23 protein-coding genes and 4 tRNA genes are annotated in these 16,048 nt (G+C 42.3%); 18 read left to right on the top strand and 9 right to left on the bottom strand.

The window, feature by feature from the left end:
* Positions 1 to 246 precede the first annotated feature (246 nt).
* The 7 genes from ABTQ23_RS09135 to ABTQ23_RS09105 all read left to right on the top strand — a co-directional run bounded on the left by ABTQ23_RS09135 (position 247) and on the right by ABTQ23_RS09105 (position 4,223).
* Positions 247 to 337, top strand: a tRNA-Ser gene (locus tag ABTQ23_RS09135).
* Between the two features lie 394 nt (positions 338 to 731).
* A complete protein-coding gene (uvrY, locus tag ABTQ23_RS09130) occupies positions 732 to 1,376 on the top strand; it encodes a UvrY/SirA/GacA family response regulator transcription factor (RefSeq protein WP_131910992.1) in 645 nt (214 codons plus the stop codon).
* On the top strand, positions 1,377 to 3,200 hold the full coding sequence (uvrC, locus tag ABTQ23_RS09125; RefSeq protein WP_408615396.1) for an excinuclease ABC subunit UvrC: 1,824 nt from the start codon (positions 1,377 to 1,379) through the stop codon (positions 3,198 to 3,200).
* Between the two features lie 46 nt (positions 3,201 to 3,246).
* The gene (gene pgsA, locus ABTQ23_RS09120; protein ID WP_408615395.1) at positions 3,247 to 3,819 is read left to right on the top strand and encodes a CDP-diacylglycerol--glycerol-3-phosphate 3-phosphatidyltransferase; all 573 of its coding nucleotides are present in this window, start codon (positions 3,247 to 3,249) and stop codon (positions 3,817 to 3,819) included.
* Positions 3,820 to 3,957: 138 nt separating this feature from the next.
* Positions 3,958 to 4,033: transfer RNA gene (locus ABTQ23_RS09115), tRNA-Gly, on the top strand.
* A 14-nt stretch (positions 4,034 to 4,047) separates the two neighbouring features.
* Positions 4,048 to 4,121: transfer RNA gene (locus ABTQ23_RS09110), tRNA-Cys, on the top strand.
* Positions 4,122 to 4,136: 15 nt separating this feature from the next.
* Positions 4,137 to 4,223 (top strand) — tRNA-Leu (locus tag ABTQ23_RS09105).
* Between the two features lie 101 nt (positions 4,224 to 4,324).
* On the opposite strand, the gene ABTQ23_RS09100 is transcribed toward ABTQ23_RS09105, so the two are convergent.
* The 6 genes from ABTQ23_RS09100 to ABTQ23_RS09075 form a co-directional block, all read right to left on the bottom strand.
* On the bottom strand, positions 4,325 to 5,341 hold the full coding sequence (locus ABTQ23_RS09100; RefSeq protein WP_408615394.1) for a tyrosine-type recombinase/integrase: 1,017 nt from the start codon (positions 5,339 to 5,341) through the stop codon (positions 4,325 to 4,327).
* A 3-nt stretch (positions 5,342 to 5,344) separates the two neighbouring features.
* On the bottom strand, positions 5,345 to 5,569 hold the full coding sequence (locus ABTQ23_RS09095; protein WP_408615393.1) for a DUF4224 domain-containing protein: 225 nt from the start codon (positions 5,567 to 5,569) through the stop codon (positions 5,345 to 5,347).
* Positions 5,566 to 6,234, bottom strand: a complete 669-nt coding sequence (locus ABTQ23_RS09090) for a morphogenetic protein (protein WP_408615392.1) — start codon at positions 6,232 to 6,234, stop codon at positions 5,566 to 5,568. Before ABTQ23_RS09090 ends, ABTQ23_RS09095 begins: the two co-directional genes overlap by 4 nt.
* A gap of 70 nt (positions 6,235 to 6,304) precedes the next feature.
* Positions 6,305 to 6,709: a hypothetical protein gene (locus ABTQ23_RS09085; protein ID WP_408615391.1), complete on the bottom strand. Its 405-nt coding sequence runs from the start codon at positions 6,707 to 6,709 to the stop codon at positions 6,305 to 6,307.
* A gap of 1 nt (position 6,710) precedes the next feature.
* Positions 6,711 to 7,013 (bottom strand): hypothetical protein, encoded by a 303-nt coding sequence (locus ABTQ23_RS09080; protein WP_408615390.1) that lies wholly within the window; start codon positions 7,011 to 7,013, stop codon positions 6,711 to 6,713.
* A gap of 35 nt (positions 7,014 to 7,048) precedes the next feature.
* The gene (locus ABTQ23_RS09075) at positions 7,049 to 7,258 is read right to left on the bottom strand and encodes a hypothetical protein (RefSeq protein WP_408615389.1); all 210 of its coding nucleotides are present in this window, start codon (positions 7,256 to 7,258) and stop codon (positions 7,049 to 7,051) included.
* A gap of 452 nt (positions 7,259 to 7,710) precedes the next feature.
* On the opposite strand from ABTQ23_RS09075, the gene ABTQ23_RS09070 reads away from it, so the two are divergent.
* Together ABTQ23_RS09070 and ABTQ23_RS09065 are read left to right on the top strand one after the other, a co-directional pair.
* Positions 7,711 to 8,556, top strand: coding sequence for a sce7726 family protein (locus ABTQ23_RS09070; protein WP_408615387.1), 846 nt, complete (start codon positions 7,711 to 7,713; stop codon positions 8,554 to 8,556).
* Positions 8,557 to 8,567: 11 nt separating this feature from the next.
* Positions 8,568 to 9,500, top strand: coding sequence for a sce7725 family protein (locus tag ABTQ23_RS09065; RefSeq protein WP_408615386.1), 933 nt, complete (start codon positions 8,568 to 8,570; stop codon positions 9,498 to 9,500).
* Here ABTQ23_RS09065 and ABTQ23_RS09060 read toward each other — a convergent pair.
* Positions 9,497 to 10,198 (bottom strand): LexA family protein, encoded by a 702-nt coding sequence (locus tag ABTQ23_RS09060; RefSeq protein WP_408615385.1) that lies wholly within the window; start codon positions 10,196 to 10,198, stop codon positions 9,497 to 9,499. The two genes, ABTQ23_RS09065 and ABTQ23_RS09060, sit on opposite strands and share 4 nt — an antisense overlap.
* A 106-nt stretch (positions 10,199 to 10,304) precedes the next feature.
* On the opposite strand from ABTQ23_RS09060, the gene ABTQ23_RS09055 reads away from it, so the two are divergent.
* The 9 genes from ABTQ23_RS09055 (at position 10,305) to ABTQ23_RS09015 (ending at position 14,717) form a co-directional block, all read left to right on the top strand.
* Complete coding sequence (locus ABTQ23_RS09055; RefSeq protein ID WP_408615384.1) at positions 10,305 to 10,535, top strand: hypothetical protein; 231 nt, start codon at positions 10,305 to 10,307, stop codon at positions 10,533 to 10,535.
* Between the two features lie 70 nt (positions 10,536 to 10,605).
* Positions 10,606 to 11,166, top strand: a complete 561-nt coding sequence (locus ABTQ23_RS09050) for a toxin YdaT family protein (protein ID WP_408615383.1) — start codon at positions 10,606 to 10,608, stop codon at positions 11,164 to 11,166.
* 11 nt (positions 11,167 to 11,177) lie between these two features.
* Complete coding sequence (locus ABTQ23_RS09045; RefSeq protein WP_408615382.1) at positions 11,178 to 11,318, top strand: hypothetical protein; 141 nt, start codon at positions 11,178 to 11,180, stop codon at positions 11,316 to 11,318.
* A complete protein-coding gene (locus ABTQ23_RS09040; RefSeq protein ID WP_408615381.1) occupies positions 11,303 to 12,079 on the top strand; it encodes a helix-turn-helix domain-containing protein in 777 nt (258 codons plus the stop codon). Before ABTQ23_RS09045 ends, ABTQ23_RS09040 begins: the two co-directional genes overlap by 16 nt.
* A complete protein-coding gene (locus tag ABTQ23_RS09035) occupies positions 12,076 to 12,828 on the top strand; it encodes an ATP-binding protein (RefSeq protein ID WP_408615380.1) in 753 nt (250 codons plus the stop codon). The genes ABTQ23_RS09040 and ABTQ23_RS09035 overlap by 4 nt, the downstream gene beginning before the upstream one ends.
* Positions 12,828 to 13,415 carry a DNA N-6-adenine-methyltransferase gene (locus ABTQ23_RS09030; protein ID WP_408615379.1) on the top strand — a complete coding sequence of 196 codons (588 nt, stop codon included), beginning with the start codon at positions 12,828 to 12,830 and terminating at the stop codon, positions 13,413 to 13,415. Before ABTQ23_RS09035 ends, ABTQ23_RS09030 begins: the two co-directional genes overlap by 1 nt.
* Entirely contained in the window at positions 13,412 to 13,729 is a 318-nt protein-coding gene (locus ABTQ23_RS09025) for a polysaccharide deacetylase family protein (RefSeq protein WP_408615378.1), read from the top strand. Before ABTQ23_RS09030 ends, ABTQ23_RS09025 begins: the two co-directional genes overlap by 4 nt.
* A complete protein-coding gene (locus ABTQ23_RS09020; protein ID WP_408615377.1) occupies positions 13,729 to 14,319 on the top strand; it encodes a hypothetical protein in 591 nt (196 codons plus the stop codon). Before ABTQ23_RS09025 ends, ABTQ23_RS09020 begins: the two co-directional genes overlap by 1 nt.
* A 200-nt stretch (positions 14,320 to 14,519) precedes the next feature.
* Positions 14,520 to 14,717 (top strand): hypothetical protein, encoded by a 198-nt coding sequence (locus tag ABTQ23_RS09015; RefSeq protein ID WP_408615376.1) that lies wholly within the window; start codon positions 14,520 to 14,522, stop codon positions 14,715 to 14,717.
* On the opposite strand, the gene ABTQ23_RS09010 is transcribed toward ABTQ23_RS09015, so the two are convergent.
* Complete coding sequence (locus tag ABTQ23_RS09010) at positions 14,714 to 15,730, bottom strand: Fic family protein (RefSeq protein WP_408615524.1); 1,017 nt, start codon at positions 15,728 to 15,730, stop codon at positions 14,714 to 14,716. The genes ABTQ23_RS09015 and ABTQ23_RS09010 overlap by 4 nt on opposite strands.
* A complete protein-coding gene (locus ABTQ23_RS09005; protein WP_408615375.1) occupies positions 15,730 to 16,014 on the bottom strand; it encodes a type II toxin-antitoxin system Phd/YefM family antitoxin in 285 nt (94 codons plus the stop codon). The genes ABTQ23_RS09010 and ABTQ23_RS09005 overlap by 1 nt, the downstream gene beginning before the upstream one ends.
* Positions 16,015 to 16,048 lie beyond the last annotated feature (34 nt).

Genomic DNA, 16,048 nt, shown 5'->3' with positions numbered 1-16,048 from the left:
TAAATTAATTCTTTAGCAAACATTTTTGTATTGTTTATGGCTTTTTAGCTAGTTCGCCTATTCTTGTTCTTTTCGTCGTTAATCCTAAGCACTCTCAATTGCTTTCACTTTGTGAAATGTTGAATAAATCGCTTTTTTGAGTATTTTTGAGTAAAAAGAGACCAAACAAGCCAAACTTTTAAGAAAAACGCTTTTTAGGGGTTTACAACTTAAAAGGCAATAGCTAATATGCGCCCCATCTGCTGCGGAGGGGTGGCAGAGCGGTTGAATGCACCGGTCTTGAAAACCGGCGTGGGTTAATAGCCCACCGAGAGTTCGAATCTCTCCTCCTCCGCCATCTATTTTGAAAAGGCCATCACAATCTGTGATGGCCTTTTTATTTACCCCTTGCAAATTAATTTTATTTTTGCTAATCCATTTCCTGAAATGATAATTTCTTTCTACTTAAGACTTCTTCGTGCCTATAAGTCCTCTTTTTATATGATGGTTTGCATTTTTGTGAGGTAATGAACAAGAGTTTATACAGACATAAAGGATTTCATATATAAAGGCCTGTTTTAGTCGCGATGTTGCCTAAAGCTTGATAATATCATTGTCGATATCCTAAAAAGCTGACAGAATTTTTTGATAATGTTGTTCTGTATCATCATTGACAGCTATAGGAATACTAAAATTGCCAAGTAATCCATATTTGGTCTAACAAGATAATTTTACTGTGCGGAGAAGTACGCTTGATTACCGTATATCTAGTTGATGATCACGAATTGGTGCGCACAGGGATTCGTCGCATTATAGAAGATGCACGAGGGATGAAAGTCGTTGGCGAGGCAGAAAGCGGGGAACAGGCGGTCCAATGGTCACGCCAGAACCATGCTGATGTCATGCTCATGGATATGAATATGCCAGGGATCGGAGGCTTGGAAGCGACTCGGAAAATCCTTCGTTATGATCCCGATACACGAATTGTGGTCTTAACCGTTCATACAGAAAATCCGTTTCCTAGCAAAGTGATGCAAGCTGGGGCATTTGGTTATTTAACAAAAGGTGCTGCACCGGATGAAATGCTCAACGCAATTCGGACGGTAAGCTGTGGGCAACGATATTTGTCACCACAGATTGCGCAGCAAGTAGCCCTTAGTTCATTTTCCTCTGATAGTGAGAATCCTTTTTCTCAGCTTTCTGAAAGAGAGCTGCAGATCATGTTGATGATTACCAAAGGGGTGCGTGTAACCGATATTTCTGAGCAATTGAACTTAAGTTCAAAAACGGTGAATAGTTATCGCTATCGATTATTTAATAAATTAAATATCAGTGGTGATGTTGAGTTAACTCATTTAGCAATTCGTCATGGTATTTTAGACGCCGAAAAATTGTAGATGAGCGAGTTTGATTCTGCAGCGTTTTTAAATAGGACGCCAGCACTGCCTGGCGTCTATCGGATGTATGATAGCCTCGATAAGGTTATTTATGTCGGTAAGGCAAAGTCCTTAAAAAAGCGTTTGTCGAGTTATTTTCGTAAGCGTGTTGACCGTCCAAAGACAGCAGCTTTGGTGCGGCAGATAGCTTATATTGAAACAACTATCACCAATAGCGAGACGGAAGCCTTAATTCTTGAACATAATCTGATCAAGAAATATCGGCCTCGTTATAATGTTGTCCTGCGCGATGACAAATCCTACCCCTATATTCTTTTAAGCGATCACCGTCATCCTCGTTTAGCACTGCACCGCGGCCATAAGCGGGCAAAGGGTAAATATTTTGGCCCTTATCCCAGTGGTAAATCAGTGCGTGAAAGTCTCATTCTATTACAAAAGACCTTTCCTATTCGCCAATGCAGTGATAGCGAATATGCCAATCGAACCCGTCCTTGCCTGCAATATCAGATTGGTCGATGCAGCGGCCCTTGCTGCGCTAAAGTCAGCGATGAAGATTACCAAAAGCAAACTGATTTAGTAGCATTGTTTCTATCCGGTAAAGGCGATGAAGTGATTGAACGCTTGGTCCATGAAATGGAGCAGGCTAGTAATCAGCTCGAGTTTGAAAAAGCGGCAAGCTTTCGAGATCAAATCCAAGCATTGCGCCGGGTTCAAGAGCAGCAATGGGTTTCAGGAACCAATGCTGCCCAAACCGATGTTGTCGGCTTTGACTATCGCAATGGCATCGCCAGTGTTCATTTGATGCTATTTCGCGACGGCAAATTATTGGGAAGTCGCAGTTATTATCCCAAAGTACCTAAAGACACTGAGTTACACGAAGTATTGCAAGGATTTGTTAGCCAGTATTATCTTGCTCAGCAGCGTGATGGTCAGTTACCCAAAGAAATTTTAGTTGGCTATCACGATGAGGAATGGCAGGTTTTGCAGCAAGCTTTAACTGAACGAGCCAGTCATCAAGTTCAGATCCACAAACCAACTCGGGGCGAAAAAGTTCGGCTGCTAAAACTTGCTAATGATAATGCCCAAAATGCGGTTACCAGTAAGCTTCTTGAAGCATCGACAGCGGCGACTCGTTTGGCCGCACTGCAGCGATTTTTGGACCGTTCCGAGCCTATTCGGCGTATGGAATGTTTTGATATCAGCCATACCCAAGGCGAACGCACGGTCGCTTCTTGCGTGGTATTTGATCAAGACGGGCCGAAAAAAAGCGCGTATCGACGCTTTAATATTGATGGTATTACCGGTGGCGATGACTATGCAGCCATGGCGCAAGCTTTAAAACGTCGTTATGGCAAACAAACTGATGATGCTGATATGCCTGATATTCTATTTATTGATGGCGGGAAAGGGCAGTTAAGCACCGCTTTTGCAGCTCTAGATGAGTTGCAGCTTGCCAATGAACCATTGGTGGTTGGCGTCGCCAAAGGGGTTACCCGCAAGCCTGGTCTTGAGACACTCCTCATTGGTCGAGCGCAGCGCCCTGTGCATCTTGAAAAGCATGAGAGCGCCTTGCACTTGATTCAGTATATTCGTGACGAAAGCCATCGCTTTGCGATTACCGGGCATCGAAACCGTCGGGATAAAGCGCGCCAGCATAGTTTTCTTGAAGAGATACCGGGAATTGGTGCAAAACGTCGCCAAAGTATTCTTAAATTTATGGGTGGAATACAAGAGGTTAGACGCGCCAGTGCCGATGAATTAGCTAAAGTGCCAGGGATTAGCAAAACTCTCGCACAAACTATCGTTGATCGATTGCAAGAATAGCCGCAAACAGGCAACATAAAGCAATTGTTATAAGAACGACATCCGTATGAATACAATTCCAAATATATTAACTGTTTTTCGTCTGTTTTTAATTCCGTTCTTTCTTGTCGCGTTTTACATACCTGTTCACTGGGCTTATTTTGCCTCAGCAGCAATTTTTGTAGTCGCTGCGGTAACGGATTATTTTGATGGATTTTTAGCGAGGCGTTTAAAGCAAACATCACCTTTTGGCGCATTTTTAGATCCAGTCGCTGATAAAGTGATGGTTACAACCACCTTAGTGGTGCTTGTAGAGCATTATGACTCGATCTGGATAAGTCTGCCTGCTATGGTCGTTATTGGCCGTGAGGTGGTGATTTCGGCCCTTAGAGAGTGGATGGCAGAATTAGGTAGCAGAGCGAGTGTTGCTGTCAGTAAATTAGGAAAATATAAAACTGCTGCACAAATGACAGCGATTACCGGATTATTGTGGCAATATCAGCCATGGATGGTAAGTGCTTCGAAAGTTTTGTTATATATTGCTGTTGTGCTTACGATTTGGTCGATGGTTTCATACTTGCGAGCTGCTTGGCCATTCCTAACTGGACAAAAGAAAAGCAATATTGGTGGAAATTTATAAAATTTGGCTGTTTTTCAGGCGAACAGACAAAAAGTTTGAAATTTCTTGTTGACGATAAAAATAACCTCGCTAAAATGCACAGCACATCGACGGGGCAAGCACTTAAAGCGAAGCTAAGTCGATAAGTTATCAAACAAAGCGGCACTAGCTCAGTTGGTAGAGCGCGACCTTGCCAAGGTCGAGGTCACGAGTTCGAACCTCGTGTGCCGCTCCAAGATAACAAATGAAGGCGGGTTGGCAGAGTGGCTATGCAGCGGATTGCAAATCCGTGTACCTCGGTTCGACTCCGGGACCCGCCTCCATAAAAATTTGGTATCGCCCGGGTGGTGAAATAGGTAGACACAAGGGATTTAAAATCCCTCGAACGCAAGTTCGTGCCGGTTCAAGTCCGGCCCCGGGCACCACTCCTTCTTTTTGATTCTTAAAGCTTTTCCTAGCTGAACATTCCATTAGAACTTTCTAAATTACGCTTTAAAACGTCGTTTTCCTAATATTTTTCCTAATATTATTTAGATTTCTTTGAATCTACTGCGCGTACTTTATGGACTTTGCGGTCGTATCTTGCGGTCTGCCGAATGTCTTTATGACCAGATATTTCTTGTTTCTCCTGAAGCGTTCCATCAAGGTCAGAAATACCTTTTGCTTTGAGGTCATGGAAGGTGAAATCCATCGGTAAACCTGTTTTTTCACGAACTTTACTGCGTGTTTTGCGCCACCGGCTACTAAATCCATCTCGGGTAAAACGGCTGCCATCGGCTTGGCAAACTACGAATGTTGAAACAACGCCTGGTTTATCTGTGAGTCGTTTTGATAAAGCAATGGCTTTGTGCAGGCGAGGGGACCACTCTTTGATCTGCTCAACGCCTGTTTTCCCCTGCGCAATGAAAATTCCATCCTCTAAGATCTGGCTAGTTCGCATGGCTAAAATATCGCCCTGACGAGCACAACATAAATAAGCAAGTTCCATGGCGACCTGAATAACAGGATCCGCCGCTTTGTATAGCGCGTTATATTCGATATCGGTGATATAACGTTTACGACCTTTTTCTTTAAATTTACGAACGCCTTTGCATGGGTTGCTTTTACAAAGCCCACGTTCGTAGCCAAAGCGAAAGCAGCGTGAGAAGAAAGCATGTTCACGGTTCGCTTGTGTGCGTGATTGTAAGCCTCGTTTATCCATATACAGACGCACATGTTCGGGCTTAACTTTATTAACATTCATTTTGCCAAAGACAGGCAAAACCTTTTTGGCGTACTTGCGGTAATCTTTGCGGGTTTCTGTGGCCAGTTCCTGAAAGTCAGCACTTTGGAAAAAGCTATTTACTAAGTGCTGAACCGTGCTTGCCTTGTCGGATTCTTTTACTTTCTCTTCATATGCGCGCCAAACTTCATGAATGGGCTGATCTAAGGCACATAAACGAATGGCACCACCACTTGCGGGGTGCCATTCATAGGCGCTGCGGCCTTTGTAGACCCGCTTAGGTAATGCGTAATCCTGCGGGTTAGTTCTCTTTCTTGGCATAACTTACATTGCATCCATAGCGCTAAAATCTGGTACATCTTCGCTTGGGAGCATCGCTCTGGGGTGATTCACATGGTACCAGGTGAGTTTCGGCTTCCCGTTGCGATCAACAATATGATAGATCCCATTACGTGAAAGGATCTCAATTTGCAGGTTTGCCCGACTAGAACCTGTGAGTTCGGCGATCTCTTCGGGGTTGAGCATTGTCATATCTGCTGGCGTAGTCATGCGGCCTCCTTAATTAGTGTATCTACATTGGCAAGAATGACTTCGAATTGATAAACCCAAACCCATGGGTTTGCATTCCAATCAGCGCCTGTTGATTCCCAAACTCTGCGAAAAGCCCTACACGGCTTTTCATACCAGCCTATAGCCTCTGTGGCTTCACTCTTAGCGTTATCACAGCCTTCTGCAATGGCATCCTGTTCACTAATATCCTGTAAGTGTTCAATATGCACATCGGTGATACGCAGTGTTAAACGCGATGCCCAACGAGGCATGTGAATCGATGGGCGCCATCGGCAAACTGTTTTTTCTGAATTTACATCGTAGAAATCAGGTTTTGGATCAGTTGCTGCGTAGACACAATATTCAGGCGTTTTAAACTGGGATTTGTTTTCGATGTATTGGCTTTCTAATTCCTGATCAAAGAGTGGCCCTTGGAAAGTCTCCCGAACCCAAATCAGATCGCCCTCATTGCCAAATGGTGGAATAAATGGCGCTTGCCCAATGAGTTTGCTTTCTTCTGAGTTCGATTCACTTAGCAGCGCAACCCCATCGCAGCTATCAACATCAAAAGGTTGTGGCTTCATGATGCGCCGAGTTTGAGTTTTATCGCCACGGAGCAGAGCGTTTACCATGGCTGAATTAAATAGCATTGGATGCGTGTTCATTGATCCTTTCTCCCGATATAGGTGCAGGTTCTCCACACTGAATAAAAAGCGATGCATGAAATGAATGTGATCATTTTCGATAGGCCTCATCGGTTGGGCGGGTGAGGTCGTGGATGCGAACTCGATGCAGGGTGTGCCAGCATTTGGCGCTGCCATGAAATAAACCGCCGGGGGCGTCTTTACAGCAGCCCTCTGGCAGTTGATGGCCGCAGTGTGGGCACTTGCCTAGCTTTTCTCGAATGGCTGGCAGCTCGTCGTATACACGGTGGATCAACGCTTCTATAGTGTCTTGCGTGTTGTCGTAGTTGTGCTCGACGCCTTCTGGGTAACTAAAGAAGGTGCGAATCACTTCTAACCGCTCAATATCAACGGGGTAGAGCTTTAAACGAAGCTCTGTGACACCTAACGCTTTTTGGCGTTGCCGATGGGCCTGCTGGCGTTTGCGGGCCTGTTCCTTTTGGTTTGCTTCGATCATATCAGGCTGCCTTGTTGAAGTGTGGGACAGACTTCTTTGGCGATTTCGCCGCAGGCTTGGTTTTAATCTTAATCGGCTTCACCAAGTGCAGAGCAGCCGCCAAACACACATCAAACACTTTGCCGCGCGGAAAGTTGCCTTCATGGTGATAGGTTCGAATGGCCTCACGAACACCACGCTCAACGGTTGAATGGCTGTAGCCACGTTCGGTTAAGATGATGCGCACATGTTTGGCGATAAACTGCGTTTGTCGATTGTTTGGAGTGAGTGCTCCTGCAAACTCGCATTGTTGATTGGGTTCCATTGCCTTGATTCCTTGGTTGATTGAGTGGGCGCTGGTCAAGCGCGGTTATCCTCGTTTACGATACTGATGGCTTGCGCAGTGTGATGAATACGCGATGCTTCTAGTAGCGTCATGCATTCGCAATCAGCGATGAATCCGCTGCACCACTGTTGGCGGTTGGGGTGACGAATGATGCCCTGCTGCGCCAATTTTCGGTAATCGCGTAAATCCTGCATCAGTGTTTGTGCAAATTGTTCAAGTTCCATTGCCGTGGTCCTTTTAGTTGTCTGAGTTGCCGCATTGGTCAGGTGCGGGTTATACTCAGGGTGATTCTTCAGTCCTTGGTTGATTGGAGTTTCATTGCCCGTTGCCCCTGCTCGGTTTGGTCACCAAGTGCGGGGCAACACTATTTATGTGTTTTCACTTCCTCTAACAGTGGATAGTGATCAATATTTTTCAATCATGCTTTGTGCTATATGTGCAGCTGTTCTCTCTACATATGGGTCATTTTTTATAGATATTAAAATTGAGTTATCTATTGATTACCTTGTTTTTTACAACCATTTCAATGGGTATAGGTTTATACTCAAGAAATTAATGTTTGTTACAGCTAATCACAGCCAAGCATATGCTTTATGTAGTAAAGATAACCAATAGTTATCTTTTAGTCAAATATTAAAAGTTTCTTTTTCAACCTGTATAAAAAATTTTATAACTCATGGAATTTAAAGAAAAAAATCTTATAAATGATCTCTTCTCGAAAAAGAGGCTCAGCTCACTGAGCCATAGAAATGGATTTGATAGCGTTAAAGCAATTTTCAATGAAAAAATTGGTATTAACTCTGGTAGTTTGCTAGAAGCATATGATTTTTTGTATAAAAAACTGGTCGCGCGATATCGGAGTGAATATGTTTATAAGAATGCTATTGCTGAAAAAATCGTAAGGGGAAAGCATAAATTTTCAAATATCGCATATTATACTGAATTTTCACTTGAAAATGTGATCGCTGACTGCATTGTTATAAATGGAAATTCTACAGTTTACGAGATAAAAACAGAGTTTGATAATTTTAATCGCCTTGATTCACAATTAAATGCATATAGAAAATGTTTTGAATATATATATGTTGTTATACCAGAATCAAAGTTAAGTGAACTTCAGAAAATCATTCCTGATGGGATAGGAATAATCTTGTTAAGTTCTAATTATACCTTTAGAAATGTAAAAAAATCTAAGTTACATCAAGATTCTTTTGATTCAGTTGCGATAGTTGATTTATTTCGAAAGAATGAACTATTGCACATAGTAAAAAAATATTATCAAAAGTATCCTGATGTGCAACCAGCATATTTATGGTCTGAATGTAAAAATATATGTGCTGAATTATCAATAGAGGTATTAAATAAAGAATTAAAGAAAAGTTTAAAAGAGAGAAATTATATTTCTGATAAAAGTTTGATGTCTAAATTCCCATCATCATTATTGTCAAATGTATGCTCTCAATCTTTTAATAAAAGCATTAATAAAAATATTTTATTAAATTTAAATAGGGAACTTTCATAGAGGAGATAACAATGTATTTCCCTTTATTACGCGGAAGACAGTATGAGCTAAAAGCTTTGCGAGAACTTTCTACTAAGATGTCCTTGAGTGGTAAAATTGTACCTATAGTAGAACCGGTTAGAACAGATACTCATCATTTGGAGCTTTGTCTTGATGCCTTAAATGAGGATGATGTCGAATATGTTGTTGTTGGAAACCCATACCAAGGAGAATTCAAAGATAAGGGAAAACAAGGATGTATTGACTTTATTAAAAATAATATAAATAAAATAGAGTATTTTGGTTTTATTCTTGATGAAGAATCTGATTTTAATGAGATTGATAAATATTTAAAAATTATAGGTAGAAAACCTTTTTCATTTATATATATGGATGATATATCACAACAAAAAATATCTAAATATTTAGGTATGGGTAATTATAGATATAATATTTTTATTTCTTCATTTGTTTCAACATCTTATATTAAAAATTTTGGGAAGGGTAAAACTGTTATTATTGATCCATGTTTTATAGATAAAGAAAGAGGATCTGATTATCAGTACAATCCTACAGAGATTTTTAGAGATAATTTTTATAAATCTATATGCGGTTTTGGTGATTATACTACGCTACCTGAAAAATTTAAGGATGGGGGAGGAAGACCTTATTGCGGAGTTATTCATTTAACATATGAAATTAATGAAGAAAAAAAACCTGTATACATATCACATTTCCTATCTCAGATATATACTCAGAGAATGTCAGATCAAGCTCGATTAGTTCAAGAAGCATTAGATACTTTAGTCCCATTTGTCAAAAAAAATGGTCAATATTTTTCATTTTCAACGGCAGTACAGGAATTTATTGATATTAAAAAGAAAGGTATAAATACAAACCTTGCAAGGACTAAAAAATTATCAATAAAACATCATATTGAATTGATGATTGAAATCCTTAATTAATCTAATTCAATTATAACTTGTTTTACAAATCCAATAATCCTGCAGTTACCATTTATTGGTATAGGATTATAGGCTGGATTTAGAGGTACAAGATGTTTAAATGGACCTTCTTTTTCTAGCTTTTTAATAGTCGCTTCATCACTACCTTCAAGCATCGCAACGACTATCTTGCCATTCTCTGGGTCTGGATCTGGTTGAACAATCGCAATTGAGCCATCTGGTAACGACAAATTACCATTAGGATTGGTCATTGAGGAGCCTTTTACTTTTACCGCAAAAGAACCATCACCTACATTAGCAGTTGTTTCAATCCATTCAACTTCTTCACCAATTTCACTGTAATTAACGGCTTCAGTCCATTTTCCTGCTTGTACTGTCGATAAAATTGGAACTTTTCTAGTCCTTCGTCCTAGATAGAGAGTGGCATTTGCAAGTTCATTATCAGCATCATTGTTACTTAGCCCTTTCATTCCTAGTAATGACTCGACTGATGTTCCTGCGATACCCGCAACAGCCGATAATTTTTTAGTATCTGGAATTGATTCCCCATTTAACCACTTACGGATAGCTACGACCGAAATATCCATAGGTAAGTTTTCTTGGATGTACTTAGCTCGGCCTCTCTTCGGCACATTCAGGGCATTTAGAGCTTTATTTAGTCTTTCTGCAAATTGATCCTGCTGATTTTTATGCGCCATAAAATACCTGATAAGTAAGAAACCAAAGGTTATTTTATATGAGAGTGCTAGACACTATCAGTTTCTTTATATAAGATAACTATTGGTTTTTATTTGGAGGAAAACCATGTCTATCAATATTGTCACAAAAGTTCGGGAACAGTTCTTTGATGGATCGTTTGTCAATGCTGCTAGCCATTTCCATGTAAGTTCGACTGCTTACCGTAAATGGGAGCAATCCGGAGAGTTCCCTGCCAAAAATGGCAGGATGCAACAAGCTCATGAGTTAACTCACTTTGACTATCAAATATTAACGCCATCTGCCTTTTGTCTACCTAGCAACTCCCAAGCTACATAGGTTGCAGTGTAGGTGTGAACATAAGTAAGAGGGTGATGGTTAAGAATCAACCGTTTTAAGGACGAAAACAATGCAACCGATTCAAACAGTTAAAAGCGTGGTTCGCCAAGCAATTGAAAGCTGGAACTGCGAAGTAACCAAAGATTGTATCGCTGAGCGGGTCGCTCGAATGTATCACAAGCTGCATCTGCGGGATGAACCTGATGCGCAGCTGGAAGTTTTGCTCAAAGTGCCAAGCGCCGCCAGTAGCCATGACAATATGCAGCGGTTTTGGCGTTATCTCAGTAAAGATACGGTGCCCGCTAAGGCCAATATTTTAGATCTGCTTCCGGCGGTTATCGCCATTTTGCCTGTCGAACGAGCCAGTGCAATGCTTAATGCATTTTTAAATCCGCTGGGGTATTCAGTCGCTCGGATTGGTGCCGGTGGGGCAACGATTTCACGGGATATGCTGTTGGCGAATTTAGCCAAAGAGGGCAGTGAAGCGTTGCAGGCAATTTTAAAACTGCCGCCAGAACCAACGATTGTGCAGTTGCGCGCTTGCTACAAAGAGTTGCAAGAGAGCGAAGCGGCACATGGGCCATTGATGCGATATGTAGAATCGCAGATGGCACTTCACGAGGCAGCATGAGGCAACGGGCAATGAAACTGCAATTTAAAACCTATCAAGGGATGTTGCGCTGGGTGCTGACCACACCTGGGCATATCGAACCGATCAGCCATGACCAAGCGGCTCGGATGATTTTGCGAATGCGGAGGGCTCTGTTATGTCGATTAAATTGATGACACAGGTGTGGGATGCCTCTGCCTTTAAGGGCAATCAAAAACTGATTATGTTGTGTTTGTCAGATTTTGCCAATGACGAGGGCCTGTGCTGGCCTTCGATTGCCACCATTGCAAAAAAATGCACGGTGTCTACTTCGACGGTGAAAGCGCAAATTCGTGAGCTGATGCGCGCTGGCTTTTTAAAAGTTCATGTGCGGTTAAAACGCACCGACGATGGCAAAACCACGAACGATAGTAATGTGTATCAAATTTTGATTGGGGCCCTTAAAAAAGCGATTGCGACCGGGGGCGAATTTCAACCGGGGTCGAAATCTAACCGGGGTCAAAATACACCCCTACCGGGGGCAGAATCTGACCCCAAACCCCCAATAGATCCACCAATAACTAATATTCCCCCTGTAGTCCCCCCTACGGATGATTTGCAGGCTAAACCACAGCCAATCGAAAAACGTACTCGCAAGGTGAAAACCGAACTACCCAGAGACTTTGCACTAACCGAACCGATGCGCCAGTGGTATGGCCAACAGGTGGAATTTACCATCCCGATTGAAACGGCCACGGACATGTGGGCTGATGCGATGCTGGCCAAAGCGTACAAGTACGTGGACTGGCAAAGCGCTTGGCGAAACGGGATGCGCAAGCAGAACCAATGGGCCACTCAAAGCCAACCCAATCGAGGGCGGCCGATGGGCAATCGCATTACCCAGTTGCCCGGTGCCAATGCCAATTACGATATGCCAGCGGAGTTTAGACGATGAATTTTATGGAAAAACTACAGCAGGCGATGCCTGCCAACGTCAAACCAGCGTTTGGATCGTTTGCTGAGCTGCAAGCGTTTCACCATGACGAAGCGGTGCGCTTTGGCCGTGAATGTTCTGATCGCCAGCAGCAAGGGCGGATTACTCAAGCGATGGGCCGCAGCGGTATCAAGAAAAATTATGCGCAGTGTTCGCTGGATAACTTTCGCACTGACTTTATGGGCTACGATGCCAGTGCTCGCCAAGGCCAACAGAAAAACGTGCAAGCAGCTCGGCAGTGGCTGGCGTTGTATCGGCGCGGCCAAGCCGGTGGATTTGTGATGCTGGGAACGCCGGGCACGGGGAAAAATCACTTAGCCAGCGCATTAGGCAATGCGATTTTAGCGCAAGGCGGCAGTGTGCTGATTGCGACAGTGTCGGAGTTGATGATTCGGATTAAAGACACTTACCGCAATGATTCGCAGCTCACTGAAGCGAAGATCATTAAATGGCTGTCGCATGTGGATTTGTTGGTGCTCGATGAAGTGGGCATTCAAAACCGCAGCGTGAATGAGAATGTGCTGATTAACGAGGTGATTAACCAGCGTTCGATGCGCAATAAACCCACGGGCGTGTTAAGCAACCTGGACCAAAACGGGTTGGTTGAGGTGTTAGGCGCGCGAGCGGTGGATCGCATTTTAGAAGGCAATTCGATGTGGCTGAGCTTTAACTGGCCCAGCTTCCGCCAGATGAAACGGAGGGCAGGGTAATGGCCATTTTAGTGAAATCATCGACTGTTAAGAGCGATAAAAATCGCTGGGGCACATCATGGGCCTGTTTCTATGATGCGCAATATTTATATGGCTCTAAATTTGTTTTAGATGTGGCGGCTGAGCCAGAGACAACCAAAGCGCAGCGCTTTTATGCATCAGCTGATTGGTTTGATTTAGCGCGTTCGCGCGGTTCGTTTAACGTGAGTGAGCTTGATCACTTGGTTGGTTTTGATGGGCTGGCTTGTGATTGGGAACCGCATTGGTGGTGTAACCCGCCGTTTGATCTTAAATCGGAGTTTTTAGCCAAAGCAAACCACGAAGTGAAACGAGGCAACCCCGGCATGATGTTATTGCCTTACGAACCGCTGACTGGTTGGTGGCGAGAAGGTGTCGAAGGCCACGCCTGCGCTATTTATGAGCCAGATGGTCGTTACAACTTTTTAGAACCTGATGGCGTTACTAAAAAGACAGGGGCGAATTTTGGCAGTGTGTTTGTGTTATTTACCCCTGGTTATTTCCCGCATCCTCAACGGATTCAGTTTGAGCGGGGAATTTGGACTCAAAAACGGGAGATTGCCGCATGAATCAAGCTATTTTATTTGAGCTGCGCGATGCAGGGCGACTTAGTGCGAAAAGCTGTTTAGGTCGCACGGTAATGGCCGCGTTCGGTGAGCAATGGAAAACCCTGAGAGATTTGGAAGGGGAGATCTTTGAGCGTTGGCATGTAGCGGATACACAACCGACGATTAGTGCACGGCTGCGAGAAGTTCAATTGCGTTACCCACGAGAGCTGCTCAAACAAAGCATGACTCGCAAAATCAATGGCAAAACCGTTTGGTTCTACCGGATTGTCGCTATTAATGATAATATCAATAATAAATTGGAAGAGGTCGCCTAATGCAGATTGAAAAACTACTCGCAAAATTTGGATTAACGGCCGTTCGGTATGGGGATGGAACCGGCGGGAAAGGTTTGTTGAGCTTGGATGAACAGCTCGCAGCCGTTGGTATTACGTGGCATCAGTCCAATGCTGGCTTTTTGCTGTTGATTGCGCAATGCAATAACGATAAACGCGCGTTGAATGATTTAATGCATTTGGTGTATCAGATGGCTGCGCAATTGTTCGCTGACCATTGGAGGGGATTTTGCCCCAAGCAAGCGGTCACTGCGTTATGTGTCACAGCGGTTGCGATTGCTCTGCATGAGCAAGGGCGGCAGTGTGATGCGTGCCATGGCACAGGTAAAGTGAAGCGTTATCGCAAACAGGTTAAATGCCAAAATTGTGTTGATGGTTATATCCCTTGGGATAAATATTCAATTTATAGCGCCTTCAACGAACAGCTCCCTATCACGTTTGACGCCTTTGAATCTTATCGGCCCTATGTAGATACGTTAGTGGAGTGGATTGCAAACGAACGCACCACCGCATTTCTAGCTATGGAAGAGCGAATGCAGTTAGAGATTGCAGAGGCGAGGTTGGTGGCTTGAAAAAGGCTTAATTTGAATCCATATTTAGTATGAAATTAGTTGTATTGTTAGTCGTTTTGATGCTATACCTAAACACTCGAGAGATTTATTGCATATATTTTGTACATCTAGTATAATTTCGCGCCCCTTGGTTGAAACTACATATTATTAGATTAAACGGTTCAAGGGCGATAAAGGTACTCATTTTTGGAGGTTGTATTATGGGTGATAAACGCCATATTACTATTGAAGTAAAAGGTAGTAAAACGCCTCAGTTTAGACAGGTTAGAGAAGCTGATGTGCGGCGTGATGTGATGGAAAATGTGCGGACATCTTTTAGTATAGAAGGTTCGACTGTTACTGATACTAATTGGAAGAAAATGTCTCATAATATTAATTTATTGGAGAAAGTTATCTAATTGTCACTTATAGCTGCTGACAATAATCCCCTAAGGTATTTCGTATCGTTTTTTATTGCTCGACGAACAGCGTAGTGGTAGTAATGTTTGCGTTTGTTCGTCGAGATAGCTTTAGATAGCGAGAACGTAAATCCACGTGTTTTAGCTATCGCTTCTAAGTAAAGTCTTATAGCTCTCCCATTCCCATCAGAAAACGGATGAATCCAAGCTAATCGTTGGTGTGCAAAAACTAATGCCTGGAGTAACCGCGTTTTATCTTTTCTGATTTGATTTAGATATCTAGAGGCGAAAGCATCACTAAACTCCTCCATCGCTTTAGATAAATCAGATGGGTGCATTGTCGGAAAATTCCTATTGGTTACAACAACCTCTTCTTTTCTGTATTGTCCTGCCCAGCTGTAAATTCCATCAAATAGAGTATGGTGGCATTGTGATAAAGCGTTTCGACCAAATACTGTATTTGATTGTTGGAGTAATTTTAGTATGTATCGAGTTGAGCGAATCATAGCGTAGTATTGTTCTATTGATTCTAGTTCATCTGCATATCTTGCATATACAAGATTTGAAGCAGCCAAATGTCTGTAATCAATATCATTACAGTGGTTATCTGCAATTAAAATAAATCTATTTTTATCGTATCTGGCCCATGTTTTTTGAACAGGTGCTTCAGGATGATTGGCCTGTAATAGAAGAAATGGTTTATTTTGATGCTTGGTCGTACCTACTATTGTGGCACAGATAAGTGGTTGAATTTCTTTAGCAAAAATATAGCAAACAGAATCGCCTACTTGAATTTCGTTACGAGACATATCACTATAACATTTATAGTATTTGTGTTGATGAGCAATCGATGGAACAGGTAATTGAACCTTTGATTTTCCTATAATTATTTCTCCTCTCGTTTTATTCCAAAAAATATTGCAATAACCCGATTTATTTGGAGTTTTTTTTATATGAATAATTTTACTATCGATATATTCGATATCTGAAATATTTTGGCTTTGAAAATTCATCAATCTTGAAAATCACCTAAATCATTGAGGTTGGCTTGTCCTAGTATACCCGCGTTCTTTTGGGCAATCTCGTCTAGCCTTTTTCTGCTGAGGTCAAATTGACTAGAGAACGTTGTTATTAGGCTCATAATGTACTCAAATTGTTCTTTCCCTAAAGTGTAACCAATGAGCTTATTATGAGATGTGATAGCTATTGGCTCTTCTGAAAAATACTGAGAAGGATTTCTACGCAATTCCATGATAGAAATAACTTTTTTAGTATATTGATCTGTGAATGATTTCATAAACTTATACGGTCTACATACTTTCTGAGTATTA

The sequence above is a fragment of the Celerinatantimonas sediminis genome, assembly GCF_046054195.1.
Taxonomy (GTDB): Bacteria; Pseudomonadota; Gammaproteobacteria; order Enterobacterales; family Celerinatantimonadaceae; genus Celerinatantimonas.
This window is presented reverse-complemented; position numbering and strand designations above follow the sequence as displayed.

What these genes read in the sequence shown, in the direction of transcription:
- uvrC (WP_408615396.1), top strand. Translation starts at nt 1,377, where the DNA reads ATGAGCGAGTTTGATTCTGCAGCGTTTTTAAATAGGACGCCAGCACTG.
- pgsA (WP_408615395.1), top strand. Translation starts at nt 3,247, where the DNA reads ATGAATACAATTCCAAATATATTAACTGTTTTTCGTCTGTTTTTAATT.
- ABTQ23_RS09100 (WP_408615394.1), bottom strand. Translation starts at nt 5,341, where the DNA reads ATGCCAAGAAAGAGAACTAACCCGCAGGATTACGCATTACCTAAGCGG.
- ABTQ23_RS09095 (WP_408615393.1), bottom strand. Translation starts at nt 5,569, where the DNA reads ATGACTACGCCAGCAGATATGACAATGCTCAACCCCGAAGAGATCGCC.
- ABTQ23_RS09090 (WP_408615392.1), bottom strand. Translation starts at nt 6,234, where the DNA reads ATGAACACGCATCCAATGCTATTTAATTCAGCCATGGTAAACGCTCTG.
- ABTQ23_RS09085 (WP_408615391.1), bottom strand. Translation starts at nt 6,709, where the DNA reads ATGATCGAAGCAAACCAAAAGGAACAGGCCCGCAAACGCCAGCAGGCC.
- ABTQ23_RS09080 (WP_408615390.1), bottom strand. Translation starts at nt 7,013, where the DNA reads ATGGAACCCAATCAACAATGCGAGTTTGCAGGAGCACTCACTCCAAAC.
- ABTQ23_RS09075 (WP_408615389.1), bottom strand. Translation starts at nt 7,258, where the DNA reads ATGGAACTTGAACAATTTGCACAAACACTGATGCAGGATTTACGCGAT.
- ABTQ23_RS09070 (WP_408615387.1), top strand. Translation starts at nt 7,711, where the DNA reads ATGGAATTTAAAGAAAAAAATCTTATAAATGATCTCTTCTCGAAAAAG.
- ABTQ23_RS09065 (WP_408615386.1), top strand. Translation starts at nt 8,568, where the DNA reads ATGTATTTCCCTTTATTACGCGGAAGACAGTATGAGCTAAAAGCTTTG.
- ABTQ23_RS09060 (WP_408615385.1), bottom strand. Translation starts at nt 10,198, where the DNA reads ATGGCGCATAAAAATCAGCAGGATCAATTTGCAGAAAGACTAAATAAA.
- ABTQ23_RS09055 (WP_408615384.1), top strand. Translation starts at nt 10,305, where the DNA reads ATGTCTATCAATATTGTCACAAAAGTTCGGGAACAGTTCTTTGATGGA.
- ABTQ23_RS09050 (WP_408615383.1), top strand. Translation starts at nt 10,606, where the DNA reads ATGCAACCGATTCAAACAGTTAAAAGCGTGGTTCGCCAAGCAATTGAA.
- ABTQ23_RS09045 (WP_408615382.1), top strand. Translation starts at nt 11,178, where the DNA reads ATGAAACTGCAATTTAAAACCTATCAAGGGATGTTGCGCTGGGTGCTG.
- ABTQ23_RS09040 (WP_408615381.1), top strand. Translation starts at nt 11,303, where the DNA reads ATGTCGATTAAATTGATGACACAGGTGTGGGATGCCTCTGCCTTTAAG.
- ABTQ23_RS09035 (WP_408615380.1), top strand. Translation starts at nt 12,076, where the DNA reads ATGAATTTTATGGAAAAACTACAGCAGGCGATGCCTGCCAACGTCAAA.
- ABTQ23_RS09030 (WP_408615379.1), top strand. Translation starts at nt 12,828, where the DNA reads ATGGCCATTTTAGTGAAATCATCGACTGTTAAGAGCGATAAAAATCGC.
- ABTQ23_RS09025 (WP_408615378.1), top strand. Translation starts at nt 13,412, where the DNA reads ATGAATCAAGCTATTTTATTTGAGCTGCGCGATGCAGGGCGACTTAGT.
- ABTQ23_RS09020 (WP_408615377.1), top strand. Translation starts at nt 13,729, where the DNA reads ATGCAGATTGAAAAACTACTCGCAAAATTTGGATTAACGGCCGTTCGG.
- ABTQ23_RS09015 (WP_408615376.1), top strand. Translation starts at nt 14,520, where the DNA reads ATGGGTGATAAACGCCATATTACTATTGAAGTAAAAGGTAGTAAAACG.
- ABTQ23_RS09010 (WP_408615524.1), bottom strand. Translation starts at nt 15,730, where the DNA reads ATGAATTTTCAAAGCCAAAATATTTCAGATATCGAATATATCGATAGT.
- ABTQ23_RS09005 (WP_408615375.1), bottom strand. Translation starts at nt 16,014, where the DNA reads ATGAAATCATTCACAGATCAATATACTAAAAAAGTTATTTCTATCATG.